Annotated in this window: 31 protein-coding genes; all 31 read right to left on the bottom strand. The window is 54.6% G+C overall.

The features are described 5' to 3' along the window. Positions 1-52: 52 nt before the first annotated feature. On the bottom strand, positions 53-517 hold the full coding sequence (gene bfr / locus BHC62_RS13610) for a bacterioferritin (protein WP_029299402.1): 465 nt from the start codon (positions 515-517) through the stop codon (positions 53-55). A gap of 149 nt (positions 518-666) precedes the next feature. Further along, positions 667-2,118 (bottom strand): catalase, encoded by a 1,452-nt coding sequence (locus BHC62_RS13605; RefSeq protein WP_070995289.1) that lies wholly within the window; start codon positions 2,116-2,118, stop codon positions 667-669. 227 nt (positions 2,119-2,345) lie between these two features. Next, complete coding sequence (rplQ, locus tag BHC62_RS13600) at positions 2,346-2,732, bottom strand: 50S ribosomal protein L17 (protein ID WP_007918448.1); 387 nt, start codon at positions 2,730-2,732, stop codon at positions 2,346-2,348. A 41-nt stretch (positions 2,733-2,773) separates the two neighbouring features. Beyond that, positions 2,774-3,775, bottom strand: a complete 1,002-nt coding sequence (gene rpoA / locus BHC62_RS13595) for a DNA-directed RNA polymerase subunit alpha (protein WP_003176403.1) — start codon at positions 3,773-3,775, stop codon at positions 2,774-2,776. Positions 3,776-3,797: 22 nt separating this feature from the next. Continuing rightward, positions 3,798-4,418, bottom strand: a complete 621-nt coding sequence (gene rpsD, locus BHC62_RS13590) for a 30S ribosomal protein S4 (RefSeq protein ID WP_003210056.1) — start codon at positions 4,416-4,418, stop codon at positions 3,798-3,800. Positions 4,419-4,436: 18 nt separating this feature from the next. Continuing rightward, entirely contained in the window at positions 4,437-4,826 is a 390-nt protein-coding gene (gene rpsK / locus BHC62_RS13585) for a 30S ribosomal protein S11 (protein WP_002555466.1), read from the bottom strand. Between the two features lie 30 nt (positions 4,827-4,856). Further along, positions 4,857-5,213 (bottom strand): 30S ribosomal protein S13, encoded by a 357-nt coding sequence (gene rpsM, locus BHC62_RS13580; protein WP_024077676.1) that lies wholly within the window; start codon positions 5,211-5,213, stop codon positions 4,857-4,859. 129 nt (positions 5,214-5,342) lie between these two features. Beyond that, positions 5,343-5,459 (bottom strand): 50S ribosomal protein L36, encoded by a 117-nt coding sequence (gene rpmJ, locus BHC62_RS27430; RefSeq protein WP_002555468.1) that lies wholly within the window; start codon positions 5,457-5,459, stop codon positions 5,343-5,345. 28 nt (positions 5,460-5,487) lie between these two features. Then, a complete protein-coding gene (gene secY / locus BHC62_RS13575) occupies positions 5,488-6,816 on the bottom strand; it encodes a preprotein translocase subunit SecY (protein ID WP_018612224.1) in 1,329 nt (442 codons plus the stop codon). After that, a complete protein-coding gene (rplO, locus tag BHC62_RS13570; RefSeq protein ID WP_016969471.1) occupies positions 6,817-7,254 on the bottom strand; it encodes a 50S ribosomal protein L15 in 438 nt (145 codons plus the stop codon). 3 nt (positions 7,255-7,257) lie between these two features. Next, positions 7,258-7,434: a 50S ribosomal protein L30 gene (rpmD, locus tag BHC62_RS13565; protein WP_003176408.1), complete on the bottom strand. Its 177-nt coding sequence runs from the start codon at positions 7,432-7,434 to the stop codon at positions 7,258-7,260. 2 nt (positions 7,435-7,436) lie between these two features. After that, positions 7,437-7,937, bottom strand: a complete 501-nt coding sequence (gene rpsE / locus BHC62_RS13560) for a 30S ribosomal protein S5 (RefSeq protein ID WP_003186035.1) — start codon at positions 7,935-7,937, stop codon at positions 7,437-7,439. A 3-nt stretch (positions 7,938-7,940) separates the two neighbouring features. Then, positions 7,941-8,291: a 50S ribosomal protein L18 gene (rplR, locus tag BHC62_RS13555; RefSeq protein WP_003186037.1), complete on the bottom strand. Its 351-nt coding sequence runs from the start codon at positions 8,289-8,291 to the stop codon at positions 7,941-7,943. A 10-nt stretch (positions 8,292-8,301) separates the two neighbouring features. Next, positions 8,302-8,835 (bottom strand): 50S ribosomal protein L6, encoded by a 534-nt coding sequence (rplF, locus tag BHC62_RS13550; protein WP_003176412.1) that lies wholly within the window; start codon positions 8,833-8,835, stop codon positions 8,302-8,304. Between the two features lie 12 nt (positions 8,836-8,847). Next, positions 8,848-9,240, bottom strand: a complete 393-nt coding sequence (gene rpsH, locus BHC62_RS13545; protein ID WP_017848802.1) for a 30S ribosomal protein S8 — start codon at positions 9,238-9,240, stop codon at positions 8,848-8,850. Between the two features lie 208 nt (positions 9,241-9,448). Continuing rightward, on the bottom strand, positions 9,449-9,754 hold the full coding sequence (rpsN, locus tag BHC62_RS13540; RefSeq protein ID WP_003176414.1) for a 30S ribosomal protein S14: 306 nt from the start codon (positions 9,752-9,754) through the stop codon (positions 9,449-9,451). A gap of 13 nt (positions 9,755-9,767) precedes the next feature. Further along, the gene (rplE, locus tag BHC62_RS13535; RefSeq protein WP_003210069.1) at positions 9,768-10,307 is read right to left on the bottom strand and encodes a 50S ribosomal protein L5; all 540 of its coding nucleotides are present in this window, start codon (positions 10,305-10,307) and stop codon (positions 9,768-9,770) included. A 22-nt stretch (positions 10,308-10,329) separates the two neighbouring features. Next, positions 10,330-10,644: a 50S ribosomal protein L24 gene (rplX, locus tag BHC62_RS13530; protein ID WP_029299388.1), complete on the bottom strand. Its 315-nt coding sequence runs from the start codon at positions 10,642-10,644 to the stop codon at positions 10,330-10,332. A gap of 11 nt (positions 10,645-10,655) precedes the next feature. Next, positions 10,656-11,024 carry a 50S ribosomal protein L14 gene (rplN, locus tag BHC62_RS13525; RefSeq protein WP_002555479.1) on the bottom strand — a complete coding sequence of 123 codons (369 nt, stop codon included), beginning with the start codon at positions 11,022-11,024 and terminating at the stop codon, positions 10,656-10,658. A 23-nt stretch (positions 11,025-11,047) separates the two neighbouring features. Further along, the gene (gene rpsQ, locus BHC62_RS13520; RefSeq protein WP_003176419.1) at positions 11,048-11,314 is read right to left on the bottom strand and encodes a 30S ribosomal protein S17; all 267 of its coding nucleotides are present in this window, start codon (positions 11,312-11,314) and stop codon (positions 11,048-11,050) included. Positions 11,315-11,316: 2 nt separating this feature from the next. Then, on the bottom strand, positions 11,317-11,508 hold the full coding sequence (gene rpmC / locus BHC62_RS13515; protein WP_002555481.1) for a 50S ribosomal protein L29: 192 nt from the start codon (positions 11,506-11,508) through the stop codon (positions 11,317-11,319). After that, positions 11,508-11,921 (bottom strand): 50S ribosomal protein L16, encoded by a 414-nt coding sequence (gene rplP, locus BHC62_RS13510; RefSeq protein ID WP_003232424.1) that lies wholly within the window; start codon positions 11,919-11,921, stop codon positions 11,508-11,510. The genes rpmC and rplP overlap by 1 nt, the downstream gene beginning before the upstream one ends. A gap of 12 nt (positions 11,922-11,933) precedes the next feature. Then, positions 11,934-12,620 carry a 30S ribosomal protein S3 gene (gene rpsC, locus BHC62_RS13505; protein ID WP_003176422.1) on the bottom strand — a complete coding sequence of 229 codons (687 nt, stop codon included), beginning with the start codon at positions 12,618-12,620 and terminating at the stop codon, positions 11,934-11,936. A gap of 13 nt (positions 12,621-12,633) precedes the next feature. Then, a complete protein-coding gene (rplV, locus tag BHC62_RS13500) occupies positions 12,634-12,966 on the bottom strand; it encodes a 50S ribosomal protein L22 (RefSeq protein WP_003103908.1) in 333 nt (110 codons plus the stop codon). Between the two features lie 11 nt (positions 12,967-12,977). After that, positions 12,978-13,253: a 30S ribosomal protein S19 gene (gene rpsS / locus BHC62_RS13495; protein WP_002555486.1), complete on the bottom strand. Its 276-nt coding sequence runs from the start codon at positions 13,251-13,253 to the stop codon at positions 12,978-12,980. A gap of 16 nt (positions 13,254-13,269) precedes the next feature. Beyond that, positions 13,270-14,094: a 50S ribosomal protein L2 gene (gene rplB, locus BHC62_RS13490; protein ID WP_003176423.1), complete on the bottom strand. Its 825-nt coding sequence runs from the start codon at positions 14,092-14,094 to the stop codon at positions 13,270-13,272. A gap of 14 nt (positions 14,095-14,108) precedes the next feature. Further along, complete coding sequence (rplW, locus tag BHC62_RS13485; RefSeq protein ID WP_002555488.1) at positions 14,109-14,408, bottom strand: 50S ribosomal protein L23; 300 nt, start codon at positions 14,406-14,408, stop codon at positions 14,109-14,111. Next, a complete protein-coding gene (rplD, locus tag BHC62_RS13480) occupies positions 14,405-15,007 on the bottom strand; it encodes a 50S ribosomal protein L4 (RefSeq protein WP_029299292.1) in 603 nt (200 codons plus the stop codon). The genes rplW and rplD overlap by 4 nt, the downstream gene beginning before the upstream one ends. 12 nt (positions 15,008-15,019) lie before the next feature. Further along, positions 15,020-15,655, bottom strand: a complete 636-nt coding sequence (rplC, locus tag BHC62_RS13475) for a 50S ribosomal protein L3 (protein ID WP_003194649.1) — start codon at positions 15,653-15,655, stop codon at positions 15,020-15,022. Positions 15,656-15,736: 81 nt separating this feature from the next. Continuing rightward, a complete protein-coding gene (rpsJ, locus tag BHC62_RS13470) occupies positions 15,737-16,048 on the bottom strand; it encodes a 30S ribosomal protein S10 (RefSeq protein ID WP_003186070.1) in 312 nt (103 codons plus the stop codon). A 158-nt stretch (positions 16,049-16,206) separates the two neighbouring features. Further along, complete coding sequence (gene tuf / locus BHC62_RS13465; RefSeq protein ID WP_029299269.1) at positions 16,207-17,400, bottom strand: elongation factor Tu; 1,194 nt, start codon at positions 17,398-17,400, stop codon at positions 16,207-16,209. Positions 17,401-17,415: the final 15 nt, after the last annotated feature.

Genomic DNA, 17,415 nt, shown 5'->3' with positions numbered 1-17,415 from the left:
AAAAGCCCCTGTCACCATAGCGGTGACAGGGGCTTTTTTATTGCTGGCTGAATCAGAACTGCGATTGCAGGTAGTTCTCCAGGCCGATCAACTTGATCAGGCCCAACTGCTTTTCCAGCCAGTAGGTGTGATCTTCTTCAGTGTCATTCAACTGTACGCGCAGGATTTCCCGGGTCACGTAGTCGTTGTGCTTCTCGCAAAGCTCAATGCCCTTGCATAGCGCGGCGCGGACTTTGTACTCCAGGCGCAAGTCGCTGGCGAGCATCTCAGGCACCGTAGTGCCGGTATCCAGGTCGTCAGGACGCATACGCGGCGTGCCTTCGAGCATCAGGATACGACGCATCAGCGCGTCGGCGTGCTGTGCCTCTTCTTCCATTTCGTGGTTGATACGCTCGTAGAGCTCAGTAAAGCCCCAGTCTTCGTACATACGCGAGTGAATGAAATATTGGTCACGAGCTGCCAGTTCGCCCGTCAGCAACGTGTTGAGGTAATCGATTACGTCGGGGTGACCTTGCATCGCCCTACATCTCCCTGCTTGAAAGGCCCTAGTTTGAACCATGCTGACCTGCAGGTCACGGGACGAACGGCAGAAAAGTGAAGATTTCCGGAGAAAAGTAGCTGAAATAACGCAAAAACCGCCCAAATGAGGGCGGTTCTGCTTATCACTTAGAGTTGGTTAAGCGATACACCCAGCGCAGTTGCGATTCCTTCTCCATAAGCCGGATCTGCCTTGAAGAAGTGTTGCAGCTGACGTTGAACCACATCGCTGGAAACACCCGCCATCGCGCCGGCGATGTTGTTGATCAACAGCGCTTTTTGCTCGGCATTCATCAGGCGGAACAGCGCACCGGCATGGCTGTAGTAATCGGTGTCTTCACGGTGATCATAACGATCCGCCGCGCCACTGAGTGCCAAGGCAGGTTCTGCGTACTGCGGCGCCTGCTTAGGTGCATCCCCATAGCTATTAGGCTCGTAGTTGGGAGCCGCGCCACCGTTGCTGCCAAACGCCATAGAGCCATCACGCTGGTAGTTATGGACCGGACTGCGCGAGGCATTCACCGGCAGGTGCTGATGATTAGTGCCAATCCGGTAGCGGTGCGCGTCAGCGTAGGCGAACACACGGCCTTGCAGCATGCGGTCCGGGGACAGACCGACACCTGGCACCATGTTGCTTGGGCCGAACGCTGCCTGCTCCACTTCGGCGAAGTAGTTCAGTGGGTTGCGGTTCAACTCCAACTCACCGACCTCAATCAGCGGAAACTCTTTTTGCGACCAGGTCTTGGTCACGTCGAAGGGATTCTCGTAGTGAGCGTTGGCCTGGGCTTCAGTCATGATCTGGATGCAGACGCGCCATTTCGGGAAGTCACCACGCTCGATGGCCTCAAACAGATCGCGCTGGGCGTAATCCGGGTCAGTACCCGCAATGCGCGCCGCATCGGCAGGCGCCAGATTCTTGATGCCTTGCTTGGTCTTGTAGTGCCACTTCACCCAGTGACGCTCGCCATTGGCGCTGATCAAGCTGTAGGTATGGCTACCGAAGCCGTGCATGTGACGGTAGCCGTCCGGGATGCCACGGTCTGAAAACAGAATGGTGACCTGGTGCAGCGCCTCAGGCGAATGCGACCAGAAGTCCCACATCATCTGCGCGCTTTTCAGGTTGCTTTGCGGCAGGCGCTTTTGGGTGTGGATAAAGTCAGGGAATTTCAGCGGGTCACGGATAAAGAACACCGGGGTGTTGTTACCGACAATGTCCCAGTTGCCTTCTTCGGTGTAGAACTTCAACGCAAAGCCACGTGGGTCGCGCTCGGTATCTGCGGAGCCGCGCTCGCCACCGACTGTCGAGAAGCGCAGGAAGGTCGGCGTCTGCTTACCAACAGCTTCAAACAGCTTGGCGCTGGTGTACTGGGTGATGTCTTTGGTGACCGTGAAGGTTCCGTACGCTCCCGAGCCTTTGGCGTGTACGCGACGCTCTGGGATGTTTTCACGGTTGAAGTGGGCAAGCTTCTCGATCAGGTGGAAGTCGTCGAGCAGCAACGGGCCACGCGGGCCGGCGGAACGGGAATTCTGATTATCGGCAACGGGAGCGCCGCTGGCGGTTGTAAGGGTTTTCTGGCTCATGCTCAATTTCCTCAGGTCAGTCTTGGAACTGCCGGCTAATCGGCTTGGAGGAAGTATTGACCAGGAAGATGACACCATCAAATTTATTAAATCATGCCTATCGATAGTTAATTACTAACGATGCCCTGGCTCGCATAGCCAAAATTCAATCAAGACCCGCCATGGGCTTTTCTATCGCCCACAAAAAACCGGGCACTAGGCCCGGTTTTTCGTAGCAGACTGTCGTCTTACTCGGCGGATACAGCTTCGCCAGCAGTAGCACGATCAACCAACTCGACGTACGCCATAGGCGCGTTGTCGCCAGTGCGGAAACCGCACTTGAGGATGCGCAGGTAGCCACCCTCACGGGTAGCATAACGCTTGCCCAGGTCGTTGAAGAGCTTACCAACGATAGCTTTCGAACGGGTACGGTCGAAAGCCAGACGGCGGTTAGCCAGGCTGTCTGTCTTGGCCAAAGTGATCAGCGGCTCAGCAACGCGACGCAGTTCTTTGGCTTTCGGCAGTGTAGTTTTGATCAGCTCGTGCTCGAACAGCGACACCGCCATGTTTTGAAACATGGCCTTGCGGTGCGAGCTGGTACGGCTCAGGTGACGACCACTTTTACGATGACGCATGGTTCATTCCTTACCAAACTCACGTTCGGTGATTACGACGATCAGGCAGTCGCCTTGTCGTCCTTCTTAAGACTTGCAGGCGGCCAGTTGTCGAGGCGCATGCCGAGGGACAGACCGCGGGAGGCCAGAACGTCCTTGATTTCAGTCAAGGATTTCTTGCCCAGGTTCGGAGTCTTCAACAGTTCTACTTCGGTGCGCTGGATCAGGTCACCGATGTAGTAAATGTTTTCCGCCTTAAGGCAGTTAGCCGAACGTACAGTCAGTTCCAGATCGTCAACCGGGCGAAGCAGGATCGGATCGATCTCGTCTTCCTGCTCGATTACCACTGGTTCGCTGTCACCTTTGAGGTCGACGAACGCAGCCAACTGCTGTTGCAGAATGGTTGCAGCGCGGCGAATAGCCTCTTCAGGATCCAGAGTACCGTTGGTTTCCAGATCAATAACCAGCTTGTCCAGGTTAGTACGCTGCTCGACACGGGCGTTTTCCACCACGTATGCGATGCGGCGAACCGGGCTGAACGAAGAGTCAAGCTGCAAGCGACCAATGCTGCGGCTTTCGTCTTCATCGCTCTGACGCGAGTCGGCCGGTTCATAACCACGACCACGAGCTACGGTGAGCTTCATGTTCAAAGCGCCGTTAGACGCCAGGTTAGCGATTACGTGATCGGGGTTAACGATCTCGACATCATGATCCAGCTGAATATCGGCAGCGGTAACCACCCCCGAACCCTTCTTCGACAAGGTCAGCGTAACTTCGTCACGGCCGTGCAGCTTGATAGCCAGACCTTTAAGGTTCAACAGGATTTCAATTACGTCTTCCTGTACACCTTCGATGGCGCTGTACTCGTGGAGCACACCGTCAATCTCGGCCTCGACTACTGCACAGCCGGGCATTGAGGACAACAGGATGCGGCGCAGCGCGTTGCCCAGGGTGTGGCCAAAACCACGCTCGAGAGGCTCGAGAGTGATCTTGGCGCGGGTTGGACTGACAACCTGCACATCAATGTGGCGGGGTGTCAGGAACTCATTTACCGAAATCTGCATGGATGCACCTATTTTCTAGCCCTTACTTGGAGTAGAGCTCGACAATCAGGCTTTCGTTGATGTCGGCGGACAGATCACTGCGAGCAGGAACGTTCTTGAAAACGCCCGACTTCTTCTCAGTGTCTACTTCTACCCATTCTACGCGGCCACGTTGGGCACACAGATCGAGAGCTTGGACAATGCGAAGTTGGTTTTTTGCTTTCTCGCGAATCGCGACCACGTCACCAGCACGAACCTGGTAGGACGGGACGTTAACGGTTTGGCCGTTTACGCTGACGGATTTGTGCGATACCAGCTGACGGGATTCGGCACGAGTCGAACCAAAGCCCATACGGTATACAACGTTGTCCAGACGGCATTCGAGCAGTTGCAGCAGGTTTTCACCGGTTGCACCTTTCTTGCCAGCAGCTTCTTTGTAGTAGCCGCTGAACTGACGCTCGAGAACGCCGTAGATACGACGGACCTTCTGCTTTTCACGCAGTTGGGTGCCGTAGTCGGACTGGCGACCGCGGCGTTGGCCGTGGATACCAGGTGCTGCTTCAATGTTGCACTTCGATTCGATCGCGCGCACGCCGCTCTTCAGAAAGAGATCGGTGCCTTCGCGACGAGCGAGTTTGCATTTTGGACCAATGTAACGAGCCATTCTTTACAATCTCCTGGATTACACGCGGCGCTTCTTCGGCGGACGGCACCCGTTGTGCGGGATTGGCGTCACGTCGGTGATGCTGGCGATCTTATAGCCACAGCCGTTCAAAGCACGGACAGCAGACTCACGACCTGGACCTGGACCCTTGACGTTAACGTCGAGGTTTTTCAGGCCATATTCCAGCGCAGCTTGACCAGCACGTTCAGCAGCTACTTGAGCAGCAAACGGGGTGGACTTGCGGGAACCGCGGAAACCCGAACCACCAGAGGTAGCCCAAGAAAGCGCGTTACCTTGACGGTCGGTGATGGTCACGATGGTGTTGTTAAAAGATGCATGGATGTGGGCGATGCCATCAACCACTGTCTTTTTAACTTTTTTACGAGGACGAGCAGCAGGTTTTGCCATGATAATTTTCCTGTCGATTCGCTGGGGCGATTACTTGCGGATCGGCTTACGCGGACCTTTACGGGTACGCGCGTTAGTCTTGGTACGCTGACCGCGTACTGGAAGACCACGACGATGACGCAGACCGCGATAGCAACCGAGGTCCATCAAACGCTTGATTTTCATGTTGATTTCGCGACGCAGGTCACCTTCAGTGGTGAACTTCGCCACTTCGCCACGCAGCAATTCAATCTGCTCGTCGCTCAGATCCTTGATCTTAGCGGCTGGGTTTACCCCAGCAACTGCGCAAATTTTCTGCGCAGTAGTGCGACCAACACCATAGATGTAGGTCAGCGAGATAACAGTGTGCTTGTTATCTGGAATGTTAACGCCTGCAATACGGGCCATTCAGTGGGACTCCAATTGACAGCTACCTACGCCCCGGAAGCCAAGAAATAGGGCGCGAGATAATATCGCTGTAATAACAAATAATCAACCCGGCAGCGCACTAGCTGCCGGGCTTCAAGCGGATCACACTCAGCCTTGGCGCTGTTTGTGACGCGGTTCCGCGCTGCAAATTACTCGAACAACACCTTCGCGGCGAATAATCTTGCAGTTACGGCACAGCTTTTTCACCGATGCACGAACTTTCATCACCAACTCCTCGAACCTTATGGGGTACTCAGCGCAACATGCCGCTGCCGTAGCCCTTCAGGTTGGCTTTCTTCATCAGGGATTCGTACTGGTGCGAAACGAGGTGCGATTGTACTTGGGACATGAAGTCCATCACAACCACGACGACGATCAGCAACGAGGTCCCGCCAAGGTAGAACGGAACGTTGGCTGCAACCACCAGGAACTGGGGCAACAAGCACACGGCCGTCATATATAGAGCACCGAACAGGGTCAAACGGGTCAGAACGCCATCAATGTAGCGCGCCGACTGCTCGCCCGGACGAATACCCGGAATAAAGGCACCGGACTTCTTCAGGTTTTCCGCTACGTCTTTCGGATTGAACATCAACGCCGTATAGAAGAAGCAGAAGAAAATAATCCCTGCACTAAACAGCAGAATATTCAACGGCTGACCAGGAGCGATCGACTGCGAGATGTCCTGCAACCAGCCCATACCTTCAGACTGACCGAACCAGGCACCCAACGAAGCCGGAAACAGCAAAATGCTGCTCGCGAAGATAGCAGGAATAACACCGGCCATATTCACTTTCAGCGGCAAGTGGCTGGTCTGCGCAGCGAAGACCTTGCGGCCCTGCTGACGCTTGGCGTAGTGAACAGCAATACGACGCTGACCACGCTCAATGAACACCACAAAACCGATAATCGCTACTGCCAGCAAACCGATGGCAACCAAGGCGAAGATATTGATATCACCCTGACGTGCAGACTCGAAAGACTGCCCGATTGCCCTCGGAAGACCGGCGACGATACCTGCGAAAATCAACATCGAGATACCGTTGCCAACACCACGCTCAGTAATCTGCTCACCCAGCCACATCATGAACATCGCACCAGCCACAAATGTGGTTACCGCGACGAAATGGAAGCCAAAGTCACCAGTGAACGCTACGCCCTGCCCTGCCAGACCGATGGACATGCCAACAGCCTGGACAAGAGCAAGAACGACAGTGAGGTAGCGGGTGTACTGGCTAATCTTGCGACGACCAGCTTCACCTTCCTTCTTCAACTGCTCCAGCTGCGGGCTGACGGCGCTCATCAACTGCATGATGATCGATGCCGAAATGTACGGCATGATCCCCAGTGCAAAGATGCTCATCCGCTCCAGCGCGCCGCCGGAAAACATGTTGAACAAGCTAAGAATGGTCCCCTCATTCTGTCGAAACAGGTCTGCGAGTCGGTCCGGGTTGATACCTGGAACCGGGATGTGTGCGCCTATTCGGTAGACGATAATCGCCAGGAACAGAAAACGCAGACGAGCCCAAAGTTCAGACATACCGCCTTTGCCGAGCGCTGAGAGAGCACCTTGCTTAGCCATTTATTCCTCGAACTTGCCGCCAGCTGCTTCGATAGCCGAACGCGCACCTTTGGTGGCGCCGATTCCCTTGCCGATAGTGACAGCGCGAGTCACTTCACCGGACAGCATGATTTTCACACGCTGTACGTTGACGTTGATCACGTTGGCATCTTTCAGGGTCTGCAGAGTAACGATGTCGCCTTCCACTTTAGCCAGTTCGGACAAACGCACTTCTGCGCGATCCATGGCCTTCAGGGAAACGAAACCGAACTTCGGCAGGCGACGATGCAGCGGCTGTTGACCGCCTTCAAAGCCTGGAGCGATGGTGCCACCGGAGCGGGAGGTTTGACCTTTGTGGCCACGGCCACCAGTCTTACCCAAACCGCTACCGATACCACGGCCCGGACGATGCTTTTCGCGACGGGAACCCGGCGCTGGACTCAGATCATTGAGTTTCATCGATTAACCCTCGACACGCAGCATGTAGTAAGCCTTGTTGATCATCCCGCGATTCTCGGGAGTATCCTGGACTTCTACAGTGTGACCGATGCGACGCAGACCCAAACCCTTAACGCACAATTTGTGGTTAGGGATGCGGCCGGTCATGCTTTTGATCAGCGTTACTTTAACGGTAGCCATGATCAGAAGATCTCCTTGACGCTTTTGCCACGCTTGGCGGCAATGGATTCAGGAGATTGCATAGCTTTCAAACCTTTGAAAGTGGCGTGAACCACGTTTACCGGGTTAGTCGAGCCGTAGCACTTGGCCAGAACGTTCTGAACGCCAGCAACCTCGAGGACAGCACGCATAGCGCCGCCAGCGATGATACCGGTACCTTCAGAGGCAGGCTGCATGTACACCTTCGAAGCGCCATGGGCAGACTTCATTGCGTACTGCAGGGTGGTGCCGTTCAGGTCAACTTGGATCATGTTGCGACGAGCAGCTTCCATTGCCTTCTGGATCGCAGCAGGCACTTCACGCGACTTGCCACGGCCGAAGCCAACACGGCCCTTACCATCACCAACCACGGTCAACGCGGTGAAGGTGAAGATACGGCCGCCTTTAACGGTCTTGGCTACGCGGTTAACTTGAACCAGCTTCTCAATGTAGCCTTCGTCGCGCTTTTGGTCGTTATTTGACATAACTTAGAACTCCAGCCCAGCTTCACGAGCAGCATCAGCCAGCGCTTTAACGCGGCCGTGGTACTTGAAGCCAGAGCGGTCGAAAGCCACTTGCGAGACGCCAGCGGCCTTAGCACGCGTAGCGACCAGCTGGCCAACCTTAGTGGCCGCGTCGATGTTGCCAGTGGCACCATCACGCAGTTCTTTATCCAAAGTCGAGGCGCTTGCCAGGACTTTGTTGCCGTCGGCCGAGATGACCTGGGCGTAGATGTGCTGCGACGAGCGGAACACGCAGAGACGCACGACTTCGAGTTCGTGCATTTTCAGGCGTGCTTTGCGAGCGCGACGCAGTCGAGTAACTTTTTTGTCGGTCATTTGCTATGCCCTACTTCTTCTTGGCTTCTTTACGACGGACGACTTCGTCCGCGTAGCGCACACCTTTGCCTTTGTACGGCTCTGGTGGACGGAAGTCGCGGATCTCGGCAGCCACTTGACCTACCAGCTGCTTATCGATGCCCTTGATCAGGATATCGGTCTGGCTAGGAGTTTCAGCGGTGATGCCTTCCGGCAGTTCGTAATCCACTGGGTGCGAGAAGCCAAGGGCCAGGTTCAAAACCGTGCCTTTTGCTTGCGCTTTGTAACCAACACCGACCAGCTGGAGCTTACGCTCGAAGCCTTGGCTTACGCCTTGGACCATGTTGTTTACCAACGCACGCGTGGTACCGGCCATTGCGCGAGTTTGTTGATCGCCATTGCGAGCAGCGAAACGCAGCTCACCAGCTTCTTCAACGATCTCAACGGACGAATGGATGTTCAGTTCAAGAGTACCCTTGGCACCCTTCACCGAAAGCTGTTGGCCTGCGAATTTTACTTCGACACCGGCTGGCAGCTTAACGGGGTTCTTAGCGACGCGAGACATGCTTATCCCCCCTTAGAACACAGTGCAAAGAACTTCGCCGCCGACACCGGCAGCGCGCGCAGCACGATCCGTCATCACACCTTTGTTGGTGGAGACGATAGACACACCGAGACCGCCACGAACTTTCGGCAGATCTTCAACGGACTTGTACTGACGCAGACCTGGACGGCTAACGCGCTTCACTTCCTCGATGACCGGACGGCCTTCGAAGTACTTCAGCTCGATGGACAGCAGTGGCTTGATTTCGCTGCTGATCTGATAACCCGCAATGTAGCCTTCGTCTTTCAGGACTTTGGCGACAGCTACCTTCAACGTGGAAGATGGCATGCTTACGACGGACTTTTCAGCCATCTGGGCATTACGGATACGAGTTAGCATGTCCGCTAACGGGTCCTGCATACTCATGGGCTAGACGCTCCTAATACAAAAAAATTAGCCTTGCGGCTACATATGTCACCGAGAATCTCCGAGCATAAAACACACGGGCTCAGGCGAGCCGCGTATTTTAGACACACTCCGGAAATGAAACAAGCCCCAAAAGGGGCTTGTTCCAGATTCTAGGCCACCGGTGGTCAGTATCTTGCGATCCTGGCCACCTGGACTTCGAAAGTACTTACCAGCTGGCTTTAACCAGACCTGGTACGTCACCACGCATTGCCGCTTCACGCAGTTTGTTACGGCCGAGGCCGAACTTGCGGTAAACGCCGTGTGGACGACCGGTCAGGCGGCAGCGGTTACGCATGCGCGAGGCGCTTGCGTCACGTGGCTGCTTCTGCAGAGCTACTGTAGCTTCCCAACGCGCTTCTGGACTTGCGTTCAGATCAACGATGATAGCTTTCAGTGCTGCACGCTTCTTGGCGTACTTGGCAACCGTGAGCTGACGCTTCAGCTCGCGGTTTTTCATGCTCATCTTGGCCATGGTCCTACTCCAATCAGTTGCGGAACGGGAATTTGAACGCACGCAGCAGAGCGCGGCCTTCATCATCGTTCTTGGCAGTGGTGGTCAGGGTGATGTCCAGACCGCGGAGAGCATCGATCTTGTCGTAGTCGATTTCCGGGAAGATGATCTGCTCTTTCACGCCCATGCTGTAGTTACCACGACCATCGAAGGACTTGGCATTCAGGCCGCGGAAGTCGCGAACCCGAGGCAGGGAGATCGACAGCAGACGATCCAGGAACTCGTACATACGCTCACGGCGCAGAGTCACTTTGACACCGATCGGCCAACCTTCACGGACTTTAAAGCCAGCGATGGATTTCCGAGCGTAAGTCACAACGACTTTTTGACCGGTGATCTTTTCCAGGTCAGCAACAGCATGCTCGATGACTTTTTTGTCACCGATCGCTTCGCCCAGACCCATGTTCAGGGTGATTTTGGTAACGCGCGGAACTTCCATCACGTTCGAAAGCTTAAGTTCTTCCTTAAGCTTCGGAGCGATTTCCTTCCGGTAAATCTCTTTTAGTCGTGCCATGGTCTTATCTACCTAGCAGTGTTCAAGCATCAACCGCTTTTTGGGTCGACTTGAAGACACGAATTTTCTTACCGTCTTCTACTTTGAAACCAACGCGATCAGCCTTGTTGGTTTCGCCGTTGAAGATGGCGACGTTAGAAGCGTGCAATGGCGCTTCTTTCTCGACGATACCGCCCTGTACGCCCGACGCGGGGTTAGGCTTGGTATGACGCTTGACCAGGTTCAGACCACCAATGACCAGACGGTCATCAGCAAGAACCTTCAGCACCTTACCGCGCTTACCTTTGTCTTTGCCGGCGATCACGATGATCTCGTCGTCACGACGAATCTTTTGCATGTCGGATCTCCTTACAGCACTTCTGGGGCGAGCGAGACGATCTTCATGAACTTCTCAGTACGAAGTTCACGGGTCACTGGCCCAAAGATACGGGTGCCGATCGGCTCTTGCTTGTTGTTCAGAAGAACAGCAGCGTTGCCATCAAAGCGGATAATGGAGCCATCAGCACGACGTACGCCGTGACGAGTGCGGACTACAACAGCAGTCATCACTTGGCCTTTTTTCACTTTACCGCGAGGAATTGCTTCCTTGACGGTAACTTTGATGATGTCACCGATACCAGCGTAACGACGATGGGAGCCACCCAGCACCTTGATGCACATAACACGGCGAGCGCCGCTGTTATCGGCCACATCGAGCATGGATTGAGTCTGAATCATATAATTTCTCCGACCCCTAGTCCTTAGACTTCCACAGCGCGTTCGAGAACATCAACCAGCGCCCAAGACTTAGTCTTGGCCAGCGGACGAGTTTCACGAATAGTGACTTTGTCGCCGATGTGGCACTGGTTGGTTTCGTCGTGCGCGTGCAGCTTAGTCGAACGCTTAACATATTTACCGTAGATCGGGTGCTTAACGCGACGCTCGATCAAAACGGTGATGGTTTTGTCCATCTTGTCGCTGACAACACGGCCAGTCAGCGTACGGACAGTCTTTTCGGCTTCAGCCATGATCACTTACCTGCCTGCTGGTTGAGCACAGTCTTCACGCGAGCGATGTCACGCTTAACTTGCGAGAGCAGATGAGACTGCCCCAACTGGCCAGTTGCTTTCTGCATACGCAGATTGAACTGGTCGCGCAGCAGGCCGAGCAGTTGCTCGTTCAGCTGCTGTGCGGATTTTTCACGAAGTTCATTCGCTTTCATCACATCACCGTCCGTTTAACAAAGGCGGTGGCGAGCGGCAGCTTTGCAGCAGCCAGGGCAAAAGCCTCACGCGCCAGCTCTTCAGTTACACCCTCGATTTCATACAGGACTTTGCCTGGCTGAATCTGGGCTACCCAGTATTCCACGTTACCCTTACCTTTACCCATCCGAACCTCGAGAGGCTTTTTGGAGATCGGCTTGTCCGGGAATACACGGATCCAGATCTTGCCGCCACGTTTTACGTGACGGGTCAGTGCACGACGCGCTGACTCGATCTGACGAGCGGTGAGACGACCACGAGCTACAGACTTCAGCGCGAACTCGCCGAAGCTGACTTTGCTACCGCGCTGAGCCAGACCACGGTTGTGGCCTGTCATCTGCTTGCGGAACTTCGTACGCTTAGGTTGCAACATTTGGCGTACCCCTTACTTAGCAGCTTTTTTACGAGGCGCTGGTGCTTGTGGTTTCAGTTCTTCTTGGCGACCACCAATTACTTCGCCTTTGAAGATCCAAACCTTTACACCGATCACACCGTAAGTGGTGTGAGCTTCGTAGTTGGCATAGTCGATGTCGGCACGCAGGGTGTGCAACGGCACACGACCTTCGCGATACCATTCAGTACGTGCGATTTCAGCACCGCCGAGACGACCGCTCACTTGGATTTTGATGCCCTTGGCACCAATACGCATTGCGTTCTGCACGGCGCGCTTCATAGCACGACGGAACATTACGCGGCGCTCCAGCTGCTGAGCTACGCTCTGCGCAACCAGCATACCGTCGAGCTCCGGCTTGCGGATCTCTTCGATATTGATGTGCACAGGCACACCCATTTGCTTGGTCAGGTCCTGACGCAGTTTCTCAACATCTTCACCCTTCTTCCCGATAACGATACCTGGACGAGCGGTGTGGATGGTGATACGTGCAGTTTGAGCCGGACGATGGATATCGATACGGCTTACGGACGCGCTTTTTAGTTTGTCTTGGAGATACTCACGCACCTTCAGATCAGCGAACAAGTAGTCCGCATAAGTCCGACCGTCTGCGTACCAGACGGAGGTGTGCTCCTTGACGATTCCCAGGCGAATGCCAATGGGATGTACTTTCTGACCCATCTCTTCGACTCCGTTACTTGTCAGCAACCTTGACAGTGATATGGCAAGACCGCTTGACGATGCGATCAGCACGGCCTTTGGCACGCGGCATGATACGCTTCAGCGAACGCCCTTCGTTGACGAAAACGGTGCTGACCTTCAGATCATCAACGTCTGCGCCTTCGTTATGCTCGGCGTTGGCTACGGCCGACTCCAGCACTTTCTTCATGATCTCGGCGGCTTTCTTACTGCTGAAAGCCAACAGGTTGAGCGCTTCGCCCACCTTCTTCCCGCGGATCTGGTCGGCGACCAAGCGGGCTTTCTGGGCGGAGATTCGAGCGCCCGACAACTTAGCGGCTACTTCCATTTCCTAACCCCTTAACGCTTGGCTTTCTTGTCTGCCACGTGCCCACGGTAAGTGCGGGTACCGGCAAACTCGCCCAGTTTGTGGCCGACCATGTCTTCGTTAACGAGAACTGGGACGTGTTGACGACCGTTGTGTACTGCGATGGTCAAACCGACCATTTGTGGCAGGATCATAGAACGGCGCGACCAGGTCTTAACTGGTTTGCGATCGTTCTTTTCCGCCGCCACTTCGATCTTCTTCAGTAGGTGAAGATCAATAAAAGGACCTTTTTTCAGAGAACGTGGCACTGTCGTATCCCTCTATTTACTTGCGACGACGGACGATCATTTTGTCGGTACGCTTATTACCACGAGTCTTCGCGCCCTTAGTCGGGAAGCCCCATGGCGATACCGGATGACGACCACCAGAGGTACGACCTTCACCACCACCGTGTGGGTGGTCAACCGGGTTCATGGCAACACCACGAACGGTTGGGCGAACGCCACGCCAGCGTTTGGCACCAGCTTTACCCAGCGAACGCAGGCTGTGCTCGGAGTTCGAGACTTCGCCCAGGGTCGCACGGCATTCAGCCAGTACTTTACGCATCTCACCAGAACGCAGACGCAGGGTCACGTAGACACCTTCACGAGCGATCAGCTGAGCCGAAGCACCAGCGGAACGAGCGATCTGTGCGCCTTTACCTGGCTTCAATTCGATGCCGTGTACGGTGCTACCAACTGGAATGTTACGCAGTTGCAGAGCGTTGCCCGGCTTGATCGGTGCCAGGGCACCTGCGATCAGCTGGTCGCCAGCACTCACGCCTTTAGGCGCGATGATGTAGCGACGCTCGCCATCTGCGTACAGCAGCAGAGCGATGTGAGCAGTACGGTTTGGATCGTATTCGATACGCTCGACAGTGGCAGAGATGCCATCTTTGTCGTTGCGACGGAAATCGACCAGACGATAATGCTGCTTATGGCCACCACCGATGTGACGAGTGGTAATACGACCATTGTTGTTACGACCACCAGTCTTCGATTTCTTCTCGAGCAGCGGTGCGTGAGGAGCGCCTTTATGCAGCTCCTGGTTGACCACCTTGACCACAAAACGGCGGCCAGGGGAAGTCGGTTTGCATTTAACGATTGCCATGATGCACCCCTTCCTTACTCAGCACTGCTGCTGAAATCGAGATCTTGGCCTGGCTGAAGGGAGATAACTGCCTTCTTCCAGTCATTACGCTTGCCCAGACCGCGAGCAGTGCGCTTGCTCTTACCCAGAACATTCAGGGTAGTAACACGCTCTACTTTCACGCTGAACAGGCTTTCGACGGCCTTCTTGATTTCCAGCTTGGTTGCGTCAGTTGCAACCTTGAAAACGAACTGGCCTTTCTTGTCAGCCAGAACCGTAGCCTTTTCGGAAACGTGCGGGCCAAGCAGAACTTTAAATACGCGTTCCTGGTTCATCCCAGCAGCTCCTCGAATTTCTTCACGGCCGACACGGTGATCAACACCTTGTCGTATGCGATCAGACTAACTGGATCGGAACCTTGCACGTCACGTACATCAACGTGTGGCAGGTTGCGAGCAGCCAGGTACAGGTTCTGATCAACAGCTTCGGACACGATCAAAACGTCGGTCAGATTCATGTTGTTCAGCTTGCCCAGCAGATCTTTGGTTTTTGGACCTTCAACAGCGAAGTCCTGAACCACGACCAGACGATCAGTACGCACGAGTTCAGCAAGGATGGAGCGCAGTGCTGCGCGATACATCTTCTTGTTGAGCTTCTGAGAGTGATCCTGTGGACGAGCTGCGAAAGTGGTACCGCCGCCACGCCAGATTGGGCTACGGATAGTACCGGCACGAGCACGGCCAGTACCTTTCTGACGCCAAGGGCGCTTACCGCCACCACGAACGTCGGAACGGGTCTTTTGCTGCTTGCTACCTTGACGGCCGCCGGCCATGTAGGCCACGACTGCTTGGTGAACGAGCGTCTCGTTGAATTCGCCGCCAAATGTCAGTTCGGAAACTTCGATCGCTTGAGCGTCATTTACATTTAATTGCATGTCAGCTTCCCCTTAACCGCGAGCCTTGGCCGCTGGACGTACAACCAGGTTGCCGCCAGTAGCGCCAGGAACAGCACCCTTGACCAACAACAGATTGCGTTCAGCGTCGACGCGCACTACTTCGAGGGACTGCACGGTCACGCGCTCAGCGCCCATATGACCGGACATTTTTTTGCCCTTGAATACACGACCAGGAGTCTGGCACTGGCCAATAGAGCCCGGGACGCGGTGGGAAACGGAGTTACCGTGAGTGTTGTCTTGGCCACGGAAATTCCAACGCTTGATCGTACCCTGGAAGCCTTTACCTTTGGACTGACCGGTTACATCAACCAGTTGACCAGCGGCGAAGATTTCAGCGTTGATCAGATCGCCAGCCTGGTAGTCACCATCTTCAAGACGGAACTCCATGACAGTACGACCAGCTGCAACGTTTGCTTTAGCGAAGTGACCTGCTTGAGCAGCAGTCACGCGCGAAGCACGACGCTCGCCGACAGTGACTTGCACTGCACGATAGCCATCGGTTTCTTCAGTTTTGAACTGGGTGACGCGATTCGGCTCGATCTCAATGACCGTGACCGGAATGGAGACACCTTCTTCGGTGAAAATACGGGTCATACCGCATTTACGACCGACTACACCAATAGTCATGTTGTAAACCTCATGAGTGTACGGGGCTTTCACCCGCTATGGCCGCCCATTTCAGAGCGTTACACGACTAAGACCCGAGTCTTAGCCGAGGCTGATCTGTACTTCCACACCGGCCGCCAGATCAAGCTTCATAAGAGCATCAACGGTTTTATCCGTTGGCTGGACGATGTCCAGAACGCGCTTATGAGTACGGATCTCGTACTGGTCACGCGCGTCTTTGTTGACGTGCGGGGAGACCAGAACGGTGAACCGCTCTTTGCGGGTAGGCAGTGGAATAGGACCACGCACTTGTGCCCCAGTACGTTTCGCGGTTTCCACGATTTCCTGGGTGGATTGGTCGATCAGGCGATGGTCAAAAGCCTTCAACCTGATACGGATTTGCTGATTTTGCATTGGATTTCAGACTCCGGCTGCTATTCCCAGCGAGCGCAATACGCCCGTTAAAAGGAGGCGCAATTCTATAGACGCCCCAGATAGGTGTCAACCCAATAAAAAAGGCCTCCGCTAAGCGGAGGCCTTCTCAAAAAACCGAGCTACCTCAGAAGAGATAATTACTCGATGATTTTAGCTACAACACCAGCACCAACGGTACGGCCGCCTTCACGGATAGCGAAGCGCAGACCGTCTTCCATTGCGATGGTTTTGATCAGGGTGACAACCATTTTGATGTTGTCGCCTGGCATTACCATCTCAACGCCTTCCGGCAGTTCGCAGTTACCAGTTACGTCGGTAGTACGGAAGTAGAACTGTGGACGGTAGCCTTTGAAGAACGGAGTGTGACGACCGCCTTCTTCTTTGCTCAGCACGTACACTTCAGCTTCGAACTTGGTGTGCGGCTTAACCGAACCTGGCTTAACCAGAACCTGGCCACGCTCAACGTCGTCACGCTTGGTACCACGCAGCAGAACGCCGCAGTTCTCGCCAGCACGACCTTCGTCGAGCAGCTTACGGAACATTTCAACACCGGTGCAGGTGGTGACGGTAGTGTCACGCAGACCAACGATTTCCAGTGGATCCTGAACCTTGACGATACCGCGCTCGATACGGCCAGTTACAACAGTACCGCGACCGGAGATCGAGAATACGTCTTCGATTGGCATCAGGAACGGCTTGTCGATAACACGAACTGGATCTGGGATGTAGCTGTCCAGAGTCTCAACCAGTTTACGAACGGCAGTGGTGCCCATTTCGTTTTCGTCGTTACCTTCCAGAGCCATACGAGCAGAACCGATGATGATCGGAGTGTCGTCGCCTGGGAAGTCGTAAGTGCTCAGCAGATCGCGCACTTCCATCTCAACCAGTTCCAGCAGCTCAGCGTCGTCTACCAGGTCAGCCTTGTTCAGGAAGACCACGATGTACGGAACGCCAACCTGACGGGACAGCAGGATGTGCTCACGGGTTTGTGGCATCGGACCATCAGCGGCCGAGCAAACCAGGATTGCGCCGTCCATCTGGGCAGCACCGGTGATCATGTTCTTCACATAGTCAGCGTGACCTGGGCAGTCAACGTGAGCGTAGTGACGGATCAGCGAGTTGTATTCAACGTGCGCGGTGTTGATGGTGATACCACGAGCTTTTTCTTCTGGCGCGCTGTCGATCTTATCGAAATCAACGATTGCGGAACCGAATACTTCGGAGCAAACGCGAGTCAGAGCAGCAGTCAGAGTGGTTTTACCATGGTCAACGTGACCGATGGTGCCAACGTTGACGTGCGGTAGGGAACGATCAAATTTTTCTTTAGCCACGACAATTAACTCCTT

The sequence above is a fragment of the Pseudomonas sp. 06C 126 genome (assembly GCF_001855215.1).
Classification (GTDB): Bacteria; Pseudomonadota; Gammaproteobacteria; order Pseudomonadales; family Pseudomonadaceae; genus Aquipseudomonas; species Aquipseudomonas proteolytica.
This window is presented reverse-complemented; position numbering and strand designations above follow the sequence as displayed.